At 69.5% G+C, this 13305-nt stretch carries 8 protein-coding genes and 5 pseudogenes; 9 read left to right on the top strand and 4 right to left on the bottom strand.

Translation table 11 applies throughout. The annotated features are described in order from the left end of the window. The first annotated feature begins 308 nt into the window (after positions 1 to 308). Complete coding sequence (locus tag AB0903_RS00265; RefSeq protein ID WP_366697396.1) at positions 309 to 3341, top strand: CHAT domain-containing protein; 3033 nt, start codon at positions 309 to 311, stop codon at positions 3339 to 3341. 127 nt (positions 3342 to 3468) lie between these two features. On the opposite strand, the pseudogene AB0903_RS00270 reads toward AB0903_RS00265, so the two are convergent. After that, positions 3469 to 3673 (bottom strand): annotated as a pseudogene (locus tag AB0903_RS00270) (IS5/IS1182 family transposase); the annotation flags it as partial. Between the two features lie 225 nt (positions 3674 to 3898). Between AB0903_RS00270 and AB0903_RS00275 the strand changes: the two are divergent. The 6 genes and pseudogenes from AB0903_RS00275 to AB0903_RS00300 form a co-directional block, all read left to right on the top strand. Next, complete coding sequence (locus AB0903_RS00275) at positions 3899 to 4363, top strand: hypothetical protein (RefSeq protein ID WP_366697398.1); 465 nt, start codon at positions 3899 to 3901, stop codon at positions 4361 to 4363. 161 nt (positions 4364 to 4524) lie between these two features. Continuing rightward, positions 4525 to 5064: pseudogene (locus AB0903_RS00280) on the top strand (recombinase family protein); the annotation flags it as partial. A gap of 224 nt (positions 5065 to 5288) precedes the next feature. Further along, entirely contained in the window at positions 5289 to 5843 is a 555-nt protein-coding gene (locus AB0903_RS00285; protein ID WP_366697400.1) for a nuclear transport factor 2 family protein, read from the top strand. Positions 5844 to 6111: 268 nt separating this feature from the next. Further along, on the top strand, positions 6112 to 6591 hold the full coding sequence (locus tag AB0903_RS00290) for a transposase (RefSeq protein WP_366697871.1): 480 nt from the start codon (positions 6112 to 6114) through the stop codon (positions 6589 to 6591). Between the two features lie 459 nt (positions 6592 to 7050). Continuing rightward, positions 7051 to 7218, top strand: a pseudogene (locus AB0903_RS00295) (RNA-directed DNA polymerase); the annotation flags it as partial. Further along, a pseudogene (locus tag AB0903_RS00300) lies at positions 7218 to 8399 on the top strand (RHS repeat-associated core domain-containing protein); the annotation flags it as partial. The pseudogenes AB0903_RS00295 and AB0903_RS00300, both read left to right, overlap by 1 nt. 281 nt (positions 8400 to 8680) lie before the next feature. Here the strand turns inward: AB0903_RS00300 and AB0903_RS00305 are convergent. Continuing rightward, positions 8681 to 9244, bottom strand: coding sequence for a transposase (locus tag AB0903_RS00305; protein ID WP_366697873.1), 564 nt, complete (start codon positions 9242 to 9244; stop codon positions 8681 to 8683). Positions 9245 to 9740: 496 nt separating this feature from the next. Here AB0903_RS00305 and AB0903_RS00310 point away from each other — a divergent pair. Beyond that, positions 9741 to 9899 (top strand): annotated as a pseudogene (locus AB0903_RS00310) (DUF2188 domain-containing protein); the annotation flags it as partial. A 369-nt stretch (positions 9900 to 10268) separates the two neighbouring features. On the opposite strand, the gene AB0903_RS00315 reads toward AB0903_RS00310, so the two are convergent. Both AB0903_RS00315 and AB0903_RS00320 read right to left on the bottom strand, forming a co-directional pair. Continuing rightward, positions 10269 to 12068 (bottom strand): hypothetical protein, encoded by a 1800-nt coding sequence (locus AB0903_RS00315; RefSeq protein WP_366697402.1) that lies wholly within the window; start codon positions 12066 to 12068, stop codon positions 10269 to 10271. 430 nt (positions 12069 to 12498) lie between these two features. Further along, positions 12499 to 12885, bottom strand: coding sequence for a helicase associated domain-containing protein (locus AB0903_RS00320; protein ID WP_366697875.1), 387 nt, complete (start codon positions 12883 to 12885; stop codon positions 12499 to 12501). 155 nt (positions 12886 to 13040) lie between these two features. Between AB0903_RS00320 and AB0903_RS00325 the strand changes: the two genes are divergently transcribed. Then, complete coding sequence (locus AB0903_RS00325) at positions 13041 to 13295, top strand: hypothetical protein (protein ID WP_366697404.1); 255 nt, start codon at positions 13041 to 13043, stop codon at positions 13293 to 13295. Positions 13296 to 13305 lie beyond the last annotated feature (10 nt).

Genomic DNA, 13305 nt, shown 5'->3' on the forward strand with positions numbered 1-13305 from the left:
TGGCTCGTACCCCCGCCGCCGCGCCGGCAGGCCCAGGCGTCGGCGGATCTCTTCCGCTACGGCTGCCACCGGCCGCGTACCGTTCCGCAACTCGTCGACGGCCCTGTCCAGATCGACGGCCCACTCCCTCTTTGCCGCCCTTGTGCGCAGCTCCGGCAGGTCACCGCAGAACCACGTGAGTTCGCTCATGTCCGCAGCGGTGGGTTCCACCCGTTCGCCCCCTCTACACGACCTTCACGGCATGGTCTCATTGGTCATACGAGTGAGTCATGAGTTCGGCGGCTTTCCACGCGGCCACCCGGGGGGGCATGAGCATCGAAACACTCACCTTCGCCATGGAGGACCGGCTCGCCGCCTTCTCCGCCGGCGGCGATCCCGCAGTCCTGCGGGGCCCCGAGGCACAACAGCTCGCCGAGCGCCTCTACTACGCCATCGACTGGTTGGCTCCCCAGACGGAGGCCGTGGAGACCGCGCGGGCGTTCAACGTCGCCATGCTGCTGGCCAGCTTCCACTGGCAACGCTTCCAGGACGACGGCTCGGCCGAGGACGCCGGGCGCGTCGGCTTGTTCTACAAGTTGGTGAGTCGGGTGGCTCCGCACCACGTACCCACCGACCTGTTGGAAATGTTCATGGAGCAGGGGGAACCGATAGGCGACACGCCCACGAATCAACTGACCGCGTGGACGGCCCAGGGCGTCAACCTGCTCAAAGAGGCGGAGACCAACGGAGATGCCCGGCTGCTCGACGACGCCGTCGCCTTGTGCCTGTTCGCCGCACGGGCGAACCCGCGGCAGGACGTGGTGTGGGCGGAGTCCCTCGTCATACTCGGGAACGTGCTCACCCGCCGGTACGAGTACACGGGCGACGTGGATTCCCTGACCCGTGCCTTTAACGTGACGCTCAAGGCCGAAGACGTACTCCCGGAAGGTGACCCGTACCGTCCGAAGTTCTTCTCGGCTCTCGGGCACATCGCGATCAGAATGTACGAGCGCGATGGGGACCTGGACAGGCTGGACCTCGCCGTCCGGGCGCTGCGCGAGGCAGCGTACGGAGCCCCCGGCTACGACCAGTACCGCGCCGCCTACCTCACCAACCTCGCCACGGCCCTGAGCAACCACTACGGTCACACCGGTCGGGTCGACTCCGCCAACGAGGCGCTGGAAGCACAGTTCGAGGCGGTCCGGACCACCCCGCGCGACCATCCGGATCTGCCGAGCCGACTGGTGAACCTGGCGGGGGAGCTCCAAGGCCACCCCGGAACGGTCCCGAACGGAGTCGACCGGCATGCGGAAGCCGCCGCCCTCCTCCGGGACGCCCTCTCGCTCACCACAGACGGCCACCCCGACCGGCCCCACGGCCTGCGCCTCCTAGCCGGTGTCCTTCAGGAACGCTTCACATCGAAACGCGACCCGCGCGATCTCACCGATGCCGTCGAGGCAGGCCGGGCGGCGGTCGAGGCCGGCGGAGTCAGCAGCTACCAGAGGCCGTACCTGCTGCGCGGCTCCGCCGAAGCCCTGATGGTGTACGCCGGCCACTTCTCGGCGCCGAACGCCCTCGACGAGGCCATCGGGGCTCTGAGGGAGGCCGACGCACTCCTACCCGAAGACCACCCGTACCGCACGGCCACCCTGATGACATTGGGGTACGCCCTGCGAGACCGCTTCACAGCCGGCGCGGACCCCGCCGACCGCGAGCAGGCGTTGCGGGCCCTGCGCGACGCCTCCTCGATCACCTCCGCACCGGCTCGGGACCGCGCCCGGGCGGCCGCCGCGGCCGGGTACCTCGCGGCCGACTCCAGGGACTTCACCGGCGCTGTCGAGTCCTTCGCCCTCGCCCTCGAACAGCTGGAGCTGACCGCCTGGCGCGGGCTGGACCGGGCCAACCGGGAGCGCCTGATCGCGGAACACCCGGACCTGGTCGCACACGCCGCCGCCGTCGCCGTACGGGCCGGCCGTGCGGAACGCGCAGTGGAACTCATCGAACAGGGCCGTGGCATCCTGCTCGCCCAGGCACTGGAGAACCGCACCGACCACAGCGAGCTGCGCGCCCGGGCACCGGAGCTCGACCACCGACTCCGTCAGATCCTCGACGAACTGGACCGGCTGCCCGACCGTTCGTACAGCACGGCCGCGGACGAGGTGCACGAGCGCCGACGTGCGAACGACCGACGCGCGGCCCTCTCCCGCGAGCGGGAGAAGGTCCTCGCCGACATCCGCAAAGAACCCGACCTCGCCGACTTCCTGCGGCCGCGGCCCTTCGCCAAGCTACTCGCCGCCGCGGAGCTCGGGCCGGTGGTCCTCCTGTGCGCGAGCCGGTACGGGTGCTACGCGCTGCTCCTGAGCGGGGCCGGGGTGAAGGTCCTCGACCTCAAGCTGGACGAGCGGCACGTGGCCGACCGGGCCGCCCGCTTCACCCGCGCCGTCGACGGCGAACCGTCACCCCTGAGGGCCAGTGAGGCCCTCAGGGAGGGCCTGTCCTGGCTGTGGGAAGCCGTCGCAAAGCCGGTGCTGGAAGCACTGGGCCACACCGAGCCGATCGGCCCCGGGGGCGAGTGGCCCCGTCTGTGGTGGTGCCCCACCGGACTGTTCACCCTGCTGCCGATGCACGCCGCGGGACGTGATCTCCCGCAGAGCGGCGGTGACACGGTGCTGGACCGCGTCGTCTCGTCCTACACCCCCACACTGCGCACCCTGCTGCACACCCGAACGCACCCGCCGAAGCACCCCTTGACGCACCCCCGGCCGCCTGGCGCCGGGGACGCCGCACGCGGCCTCATCGTCTCCATGCCCTCGACTCCGGGCTGGCCCGACCTTCCGGCCGCCGAGCAGGAAGCCCGGGCAGTGCACCAGCGGCACCCGGACGCCGAACTGCTCACCGGCCCCGCCGCTACGGCGCCGTCGGTACGAGAGGCCCTCACCCACTGCTCCTGGGCACACTTCGCTTGCCATGGCGCTCAGGACCTTGGTCGCCCATCGCGCGCCGCCCTCATCCTGCACGACGGTCCGCTGACACTGCGCGACATCGTGAATCTCCGGCTGCCGCATGCGGAGTTCGCGTTCCTCTCCGCCTGCGAGACCTCGCGCGGCGGCATCGTCCTGGCCGACGAGTCCATCAGCTTCGCCACAGCACTCCAGCTCGCCGGCTTCAGGGACGTCGTCGGCACCCTGTGGTCCATCGACGACACCCTCGCGTCCGACATCACCGACCTCGTGTACGAGCACATGTCCCGTCGGCCCGCGCCCAACCCTGCGACCGCGCTCCACGCCGCACTGCACGCCGTACGGGCACACCACCCCGACGCCGTGATGAGCTGGGCACCGTACGTCCATGTAGGCCCGTAGGAGGTCGATCGGTTGGTGGCCGAGCGGCCTGGGGAACGATTGATGTGTACCTGCCGCTGAGCACTGGGCTGCAGACCAGAGCGTTGGAATCTGGCCTGCCCTGAAAGCCCTTGGTGGCCGAGCCGCCGACGAGGAGGGGCAGTCCGTTCGCGTCCGACAGGACGTGCATCTTGGAATCCGGCTTGCCCCGGTCCACGGGGCTCGGGCCGGTGAGTTCGCCCCGTTTTCGCGCGGACGTGGGCGGAGTCGAGGACGGCGCGTGAGAGGTCGAGCAGGCCGGCGTCGTCCAGGCGCTGCAGGATCTCCTCATGGAGACGGCCCCAGACACCGGCACGCGACCAGATCAGGAACCGGCGGTGCGCGGTCGACGTCGCCGCTCGACTTTCTCCCCTACTGTGAGGGCAAGCCGCTGCCGGGCGGGTTCCGGCTCGGTGTCTCGCCCGGCATGGTGAAGCACGAGGGTTGTGCTTGCCGGAAACCTCATCCATGCAGGTGAGGGCCTATCTGGGGGCAGGGTACTCGCGCGGCTGGTGGTCGCCCCGGCATGATGGCCGGTCGTGCTGCTGCGACTGGCCTGTCTGGGTGTGACGAACGTGTTCGCCCTGCTGCGCCTACTGCCGATGAGCGACCATGGCAAGGACGCCGAGATCCTCGCTCTTCGCCATCAGATCGGGGTACTGGAGCGCCAACTCGACGGCCGGAGAGTGCGGTTCGCCCCGGGCGATCGCTCGTTCCTGGCAGCATTGCTGCGCCGGTTGCCGACGGAGGTGCTGCGCGGGGTGCGGCTGCTGGTGCGGCCGGACACGGTGATGCGCCGGCACCGTGATCTTCTCGCGCGCCGCCATGCGGCCCGTTCCCGTCCGAAACGTTCGCCACGGCCACGCACGGTGCGCTCGATCCGCGCTCTCATCCTGCGCCTGGCGAGGGAGAATCCCGGGTGGGGATATCGGCGCATCCACGGTGAGCTGCTCGTCCTGGGCGTGCAGGTGGCCGCTGTCAGATTCCGTAGTCGTCTGCGCTGATGTCCGAAGTCCTCTGCACGCGCGTCGGCTGAGGTCGGCGACGGTCGCGCTCGTCCGAACTTCCCGTGCACTCGATTACGACCGCGCTGGTCACCCGTGCAGACGACTTCGGACATTGACAGCGGCATCCCGCCCAGGGACTCGAACTCGCGTACGCCCGGGTCTCCACCACCATACAAAGCCTGGAACACCAACTCGACGCTCTCGGTGCGGCGGGCATCCCGGAGACACGGATCTGTGTCGACAAGAAGAGCGGCGCCACCGTCGAGCGCCCTGGCCTGAACGACCCGCTCGCGTACGCCCGCCCCGGCGACACGATCGTGGTCCACACCCTCGACAGGCTCGGAAGGAACCTGCGAGAGGTCCTCAACCTCGTCCACGACCTGAACGACAAGCAGATCGGCGTGCGCTCCCTGGCCGATCCGCTGCCGATCAACACCGCCGACGAGGGTATGGGCCGAATCGCCGTCCTGCTGCTGGCCCTGTTCGCCGAGATGGAACGCACCTTCACCGCCGAACGCGCCACCCACGCCCGCGCCGTCGCCGAAGCCGCCGGCCGCCGCATCGGCCGCCCCGTCGCCCACCCCGCCGACAAGATCGAGTACGCGCGCCTGCTCAAGGGCCAGGGCGCCAGCTACGGGGAGATCAGCACCAAGACAGGCATCCCGAAGACCTCCCTGCACCGCTACCTACGGGGATAGCCGACCGAGGCCGACGGACCACTTCGCGCCCCAGGTCCACGGCCAGGCCGTGCAGCGGCGGTATCGATAATCTCCTCGTCGATCGGCCGAGTGCACGGCGCGCCTCGGCCGGCGCCGGTGCGGGCCGGTGAAGGATCGTTCGAGGCGGCGCCCGGCGATGTGCCAGCCGGTACCGCCGCGCCCGCTGAGGACCGGGCACTCGCACTCTTCGCTGGAGGTACCGGATGACCGCCGGAGCGAACACCTCGCCCGCCGAGCTGGAGCGTGTCTGGGATCTCCATACGAACAGCGAGTTCGTCATGCTCGACGTCGACGCGACAATGGCCACGATGACGGACGATGCCCAGGTCCTCCATGTGCCCACCGCGATGGGCGCCCGCGGCCGGCAGGCCGTCCGCGACTTCTACCGGCGCTGGTTCGTCGGCCACAACCCCCGGGACTTCAGTCCCACGACACTCACCCGCACCACCGGGCCCAACCGCATCGTCGACGAGATGCTCGTCTCTTTCACCCATGACACCCCCGTGCCCTGGATCCTTCCGGGGGTGGCACCGACCGGCCGGCGTGTCACGGTCGCCGTCCTCGCCGTCGTCTCCTTCGACGGCGCCCTGATCGCGAGCGAACACATCTACTGGGACCAGGCCACGGTCCTCGCCCAGACAGGGCTCGTCGGGCCAGAGGCGATGGCCGGGCTGCCCGTTGTGACCGACCAGCACGCCACCCTGACCGACGGGCCCCTGAACCGGCTGGCGATGGCGGGTGAGGACAAGCGCAGATGACCCTCAGCGACAGCACGGCCCCGGCAGCTGCCCGACGGCCACACGCCGATCGCCGCCTCGGCCTGCATCCCCGTCGTACGACTTGACTTCTTGGCGCCCCACCTGACCCTGCCCCGGACGGCCTCGGAACTCGGCACGACGACCACGGACCTCCAGCGGGTGATCAGCGGCGAATCCCGATGAAACCTTCTCACTCAGCGCTACACGCCACCTGGCCAGAGCTACACGAGAGCAGCACACACACGACGAGCTCCGCCGCCAGGTCCGGATCAGGGCCGGACACGACCCCGAGCCGTCGGCCACCGTGATCGACGCCCAGTCGATCAAGACCAGCGAGGGCGGCGAGGCACGGGGATTCGATGCGGGCAAGCGAACGACAGGACGGAAGAGACACGTGGTCGTTGACACGATGGGCCTGCTGCCCGTCGTCGCCGTCACCTCCGCGTCCGTGCAGGACCGCGCCGGAGGCCGCACCGTTCTGGCCCGACTCGCCGCCGGCTTCCGCACGATCAGTCTGGTGTGGGCCGACGGCGGATACGCCAAATCCGTTGATTCCACGCTGCTTTCATGGTCTCGCGACGCGTTGAACATCGTCGTCGAGATCGTGAAGCGGACCGACGACGTCAAGGGCTTCAAGGTCCTGCCCCGCCGCTGGGTGGTGGAGCGAAGTTTGTGCGCCACGAGGCGCTCTGTTTGTATCCCCGGCGCAGCCGGGAGGAACTCGCAAGGAGGTTCCTGGGCCGGATGACTTACCTGGATCCGAAAGGTGAAGGGGACAACAGCATGTCAGAAAACCAGTGACCGGGTTCAGTTGTCAGAGACGGTGCGCTGGGCGGCCCGCGCGATATGGCGAAGACTGGATTGTTTGAAGCCCAATCTCCAGAAGATGCAAGTTCCCATCCGCCGGAAACGACAGCTGAAACCGGCGCCGTGCTCTGCCCTGGATTCGAAGGTTGTCCGGGGCACTTCCGGAGTGCGGAGCGATGTCCAGCGAGGACATTCAAGGAGATGAGTGGGACGCCTGTGTCGCGCCAGAACGTACAGACAGGGACGAACGTGGGATCGCCTAAGGGATGAGAGTCCTATGGCGACGGAGGCCCCGTAGTAGTCGCCGGAGTCACGACCGGCCAGGGAGGGCGGGAAAGCCGTCCACATCGGGCGAAGGAGGCCAGGTGATTCGGACACTCGAACCCGGGAGGTATGCGGAATGCAGAGCGCCAAAACGGTGCTGGGTGTCCTGCGTGAACGCGGCAGACGCGGTCTGCCGTGTGATGAACTGTATCGGCAACTGTTCAATCCGCAGTTATATCTGCTGGCCTACGGGCGGATCTACGCCAACCATGGTGCGATGACGCCCGGGGTCACGTCGGAAACTCCGCGTACGACGTGCTGGGCCGCCCGACCACGGTCAGCGACTCCGTGCCGTCGTCGGTGACGTACACCTACGACCACACCACCGAGCCTCGCGGCCTCGCCGTCAAGGCCACGGACTCCGTCGCGGGCGCCTTCGGCGCCACCTACAGTGCCGACGGCGACATTGTGAGCGAGTCCCTTCCGGGCGGCTACACGATGAAGCAGGTCCGCGACGCGGGCGGTGAGGTCGTCCAGCGCACCTACACCCGCGACTCCGACGGCGTCAGCGTCTACACCGACGCCGTCGCCCGCACCGGTCTCGGCCAGGTCTCCCGTCACTCGGGCTGGTCCGACCAGCAGTACACGTACGACACCGCGGGCCGCCTGGTGAGCGTGGCGGACACCGCCGACACGGTCTGCACGGTCCGCACCTACACGTTCGACAAGCGGGCCAACCGCACCGGACTGACCACGGCGACCGGCACCGCGGGCGCCGACTGCCCGACCACCGGAGGCACCAGCACCACCAACACCTTCGACAGCGGCGACCGCATCACCAACAGCGGCTACGCCTACGACGCCTTCGGCCGCACCACCGCCATGCCCGGCGGCGCGACCGTCGAGTACTACGCCAACGACCTGGCCCACCGGCAGACCGCGAACGGCACCCGGCAGACCTGGAACCTGGACCCCTCCTTGCGGTTCCGTTCCTGGACCGTCGAGACCGGCAGCGGTACCACCTGGACGCAGACCCAGTCCAAGGTGAACCACTACGACTCCGACGGAGACAGCCCCCGCTGGATCACCGAGGACACCAGCGGAGCCGTCAGCCGCATCGTGGAGTCCCTCGGCGGCCCGCTGGGCGCGACCACCGGAAAGACCGGTGGGGTGATCCTTCAGCTGGCCAACATCCACGGCGACGTGGCCCTGCAGCTGCCGCTCGACACCGCCGTCGCGCCGGTCGCACTCGACAACGACGAGTACGGCCGGCCCCGCACCGGCCAGACGGCCGCGCGCTACGGCTGGCTCGGCCAGAACCAACGCTCCGCCGAGACGGTGACCGGCGCGATCCTGATGGGCGTGCGCCTCTACGACCCGACGGTGGGACGCTTCCTGTCCGTCGACCCGGTCCACGGGGGCAACAGCAACGCCTACGAGTACTGCTCGGGTGACCCGGTCAACTGCACCGACCTCGACGGCCGCTTCAGCCGCTCGAAGGCCCGCTACTTCTCGTGGGGCCGCATCTCCGCCAAGTACTGGGCCCCAACTGGGGCACCGGCTTCGGCGGCGTCTCCCTCAAGATCGTGGCACCGCCACCGTCGACCGCGCCTACGGTGCACCCCTGTTCTGGAGCGCCACGGTCAGCTTCGCCGTGGCCTGGTACATCCAGCGCAAGGCGGCCGACGGGCGCTGACGGCGTCCACCACCTGCTGCCTCTCGCTCCGTGGGACTGACACGAAAATGACCCCTTGAATCGGGGTGGTTCAGGCTGTGATCGGTTCGAAGCGGATGGTCATTCCGAGGCTGTTGGCTTCCTTGATCATGCGGCGCATGGCGCGTTCGGGATCCCGGCGGGTGAAGTGGTCGGCGCCGAGTTCTCGGTAGGGCGCGTGGTCGTGCAGGACGTGCCGGATGGCGATGGCGAGTTTGTGCATCACGGCGACCAGGGCCCGCTTGCCTCCTCGTCTGGCTGCCAGTCGGCGGAAGAAGACACCGAGGTAGCAGTCCTTCTTCCTGATGGCGACCATCGCGGCGATTCCGAGAAGGCGTTTGAGGTTCTTGTTCCCGGGACGGGTGCGTCCGGACCGGTTCACCCCGACCGACTCGTTCTGCCCGGGGCAGACCCCGATCCAGGACGCGAGGCGGTGGGCTGAGGCGAACTGGGCCATGTCGCCCCCGGTCTCGGCGATGACGATCTCCGCGGCGAGACGGCCCAGGCCAGGAATGGTGGCCAGATTGGCGAGGTCCCTCTCCCGTTCCGCCAGCAGGACGGAGACCCGGGCATCGAAGGCCGCGATGACGCTCTTCCATCGGTCGATCTCGTCCAGGTAGTGCCGGACCCTGGGAGCTGCCGATCAATAACTCTTCGGTTTTCGTGGGCTGTTGGGTCGTAGGATGCGGGGGTGTCGGAGGGGACGAAGGCAGAGCTGGTGGATGTGTTCGGGCTGTTGCCGCCGCATCTCGATGAGCGGCAGCAGCGACTGACGCTGGGTGCCGCGGCCCGCGTTCTGGGCCACGGCGGGATCAGCTCCCTGCCCCGAGCACGGCCAGTTTAGGTTCTCGGTTTCCGCCTGCCACTCGTGCGCACGACGACCCCGCACTCGCTCACTGCGGAGTCGGCCGCGCGCAGGCCGCCCGCCCGGTTCACAGCAGCGATATGCGGTGCCCCTGCGGGGCTGGCGGCGCTGGGTGATCCTGGACAGCAGCCCTGACGATCTGGGAGGACCGATGGCAGCGAAGCCGAAGCGGACCGTTTACCACATCACACCGGCAGCCGGCAGCGGTGAGGAGCGGTGGTAGGTCCAGCACACGGAGGGCGCCCGTAAGGTCGCGGAGCCGCATCCGACGCAGAGGGACGCGATCAATTCCGCCCGCCAGCAGGCCAAGCAGCACAAGCCGGCTCAGGTCGTCGTCCACGGCCGCGACGGGCGCATCCGCACCGAGTACACCTACGGCGACGACCCTCGCGACATCCCCGGCTGAACGGGGCAGGGGCGTGCCAGCTCAGGCGGAGTGATCAAGGAGCCGACAACATCGGGTCCGCCGTCGGCTCCGCAGCTGGCTGTCCGAATCGAGGAAGTCGCTCTACCGGCCGCCCGACAGTCCCCTAGGCGTCCATGGAGAGGACTTCGAAGGAGTGGCCGGGGAACGGGATGGCCTGGAGCGGCAGGTCACAGGCTTGCACTGCTGCCGCGCTGCCGGACCACCAACGCCTGCTACCCCTCTTCGGCCCGCCGTGTGTTCGCATGACCACAAACTACTGCGGGGTCTCGCTGGGCGCGGCAGTCACGGAGAACTGCGCGGGCCGGGCTCCTGGCGGTCTGGCATCGTTCACTCCGAGACCGTCACTGGTCAGGTCGTCGGACCCTCTCCCCTGCGGACCAGCCGCCACGCCTCGGTGAACAGCTCGGGGAGCGTGCCCGGAAGCAGCTCGAAGGCCCTCACCGTGCTCCCGTCGGCGCTCAGTTGCGCGCCGACCAGAGGCGCTTTCCAGGACTCCATCGGCGGCAGCGGCTTCTTGCCGTGCGCCCACGGGCCGGGCAGGAAGAGGGTGCGTCCCGCACGGGCCCGGCGCTCCTCCACCACCAGGCCGCGGGACAGCAGTTCCGCTGCGGCCGCCTTGTGGCGGGCCGGCGTCCAGGCGTTCCAGCGCCGCACAGTGCGGTCCGACGGCGCGGGAAGTACCAAGAGTTGGAGGTAGAGGGCGGCGGGGTCCTCGGACAGGGCGAGGGTTGCGGCGACGTCGGCGACCAGGTCGGGGACGCAGGCGCGCGGGTCGGACTCGTAACGGCCCGCAGGCAGGTCGCCGGTGGTGATGCGGGCCATGACGCGGTCGCAGGTGCCGTCCGTCAGCCAGTCCCAGCGCCGGCTCCCCCGGTTGCCGCGGATCACGCCCGAGTGGAGGACCCGGGCTGGTGAGTCGCGGCCGGCCAGCACCTTGCGCAGGTGGTGGACGGCCTTCGGCGCCCCGGCGCGTACGGGGTCCCCGGCGGGAAGGTTCGCGTACGCCCACGGGAGACCGGTGAAGAGGGCGTCAGCGACGGTATCGGCGTCGTAGCTGCCCATGACGTCCCACGCGGTGCGCAGGTGGCGGTGCTCGGGAGGGCAGGGCCAGACCCGCAGGTAGAAGCCCGGCGGCAGGGTGGCATTCGCCGGGTCGAGGAACAGGTGGCACAGGTGGGTCGCCGGCATCCGGGTCTCCAGGGCGACCGCGGCCTGCCAGGTGCTCCAGGGAGCGTGCGGACGGCCTCCGTGCTGCTCCACCCAGACTGCGGCGGTGCGCTCCGCGACGCGGGCAAGGCCGCCCGGCTCCCACAGGTCCACGGGGTCCGCCGGCATCACGTCGGCGAGCAGGGCGAGCCGCTCGTCGTCGTGCAGCATCGACAACTCAGCGCGTGCCGCTTCGAGCTCCACCACCTTGAAACCGAACACGGCGCGCTCGTGCTCGTCGAGGAAGGGCTGGTAGCAGCCGTCCGCACCGGGGTTGCCGGCCAGGACGAGGGCCGCAGCAGGGCGGCTCAGACCGGTCGCCTCGCTCAACGCGAGAACAGCTTCCGCGTCCCAGGCGAATGGGCCGCGCTCCCGGACGAGTTCCACCAGGCGCAGCAACTGCGCCGGGGTACCCCAACCACGGTGGCAGTCCACGACGTAGAGCGGTTCCTCGGGGCGCGGGGCGGCCTCGCCACCGGGGAGCACGGCCTCGAAGTAGCGAGTCTCGCGCGCAGCCGGCAGGTGCAGGCCGAAGGAGGCGCCCTGGTGGTCGCGAACGGTGAACGAGGTCGTCTCGGCCAGTCGGCCCAGGCGGAAGCGGTATGCCGGGTCGGCGAACGGCGTCCGCGCCCACATCTCCAGGAAGTCGAGCAGAACCTCACGGCGCTCCGGCCTGGTGGCGGGAGCAGCCGCACGCAGCGCGAGAGCGCCCGGGCGCCCTATCAGCTCCGTCCAGCTACCGGCTACGGGCGGTCGGACATCCCGTTCACCCGGCCCGGGCTGCCAACTGCCTTCGATGTAGCGGCCGATACGCCTGATACTGGCGAAGGAGTCCTCGTTCCAGCAGCCCAAGGCCCCGACAAGGCCCTGCAGAGCGGCGGATGCGGCAAATCCGCTCCACGTGCGGGAAGTCCAGGATTCGGCCGTGGCGATCTCGTTCATGCGCCCCATCATTACGGACGGCACCGACAACGGGTCGCGCTGAGATCTCGGGGCTACAAGGGGCCGTCTCCATGGCCTGGATCATTTCGTCGGTGACGTCACCGGGTCGGAGTGCACTCATCGCCCCACCTTGGACGACGGCCTTCGCTGATGGCCATACCTCCAGGGCGCTGACCCATGACGTGACGGAGAAGCCGGCCAGTAGCCGTACGAAACAAGGCCGGCCGTTGGCTGGCGGTGGGGCGTGCCCCTGTCGGGGCCGCACGCGTCGGGAGTGGGGGCCGGGTTCCTTGCAAGGCCCGGACTGACGTCCGGGCCTCACCTCGGACCGGGGCTCGCGCCCTGGCAGCATCGACCGCCCACCCTACGGGCACTACCGGCTGGCGTTCTTAGCTCCCCATCGCATCCCGAGACGGCTCAACGCCTCTTCCTAGTCAGCAGGCAGTCGGCCGTCGCGAAACGCGGCGCGTTGACGGCCGAGCCAAGCGTCCAGGCGCAGCCCGTCGGACTGGTAGCGCCGTGGCACGCGCAGGTGGCCGTGCACGCGGGAAAACTCCTGCGCGGCGGCGTACCCGCGCTCCCATCCCTTGTCGGACCGAGCCTGGTGGGCTCTGGATTGATCCGGGATTCTGCGGGGTGGAGGCTGGGTCCCCTTCTTTGGGTGAGTGGAGATGCCGGAGACCGCGTACTGCTTGTACGTGGCCTGGGTCCTCGCGGTCCGCGGCCACGACGCCACCGGGATCGAACGGCACCTCCATCTGCCGACCCGAAGCTGCCAACCTGCTGGTCGCTGCGGCCCACCGACGGAGTTGATCACCTGGGACGGGACTCGGCCGCGCCGGTCGCCTCGGTAGTCGTCGAGGGTCAACCTGAAGGCAGATCGTCGATGTCGCGGCGGGGCGCGCCGCCTGCCGTTGGAAGGGTACGGTCCCCGTGCCGGCGCTCATCCCCATGGCCTGCGAGGAGGATGCGTTGACGTTCACCGCCGCGCTGATCGTTCTGGGTGGCGCTGCCCTGTTGATGTCTGTGGCGGGCAGGCTGCCTGCGGACCGGGGCCTTCGCTGGCGCTTTCCTGTGGTCACCGTCCTGATCGCCGCGGCCGACGCCGGTCTCGCGGTGACGGCCATGGCCCGGCCGGGACGGGAGGTCGGGCTGGTTGCTCTCCTCGCGGCGGCCCTGCTGGTCTATGGCACGTACCGGCGTCTGCGGGCCGTCCGCAGTGTCTGACTCCGTCCCG

The sequence above is a fragment of the Streptomyces sp. NPDC048389 genome (assembly GCF_040706335.1).
Classification (GTDB): Bacteria; Actinomycetota; Actinomycetes; order Streptomycetales; family Streptomycetaceae; genus Streptomyces.

What these genes read in the sequence shown, in the direction of transcription:
- AB0903_RS00315 (WP_366697402.1), bottom strand. Translation starts at nt 12,068, where the DNA reads ATGAACGAGATCGCCACGGCCGAATCCTGGACTTCCCGCACGTGGAGC.
- AB0903_RS00285 (WP_366697400.1), top strand. Translation starts at nt 5,289, where the DNA reads ATGACCGCCGGAGCGAACACCTCGCCCGCCGAGCTGGAGCGTGTCTGG.
- AB0903_RS00265 (WP_366697396.1), top strand. Translation starts at nt 309, where the DNA reads ATGAGCATCGAAACACTCACCTTCGCCATGGAGGACCGGCTCGCCGCC.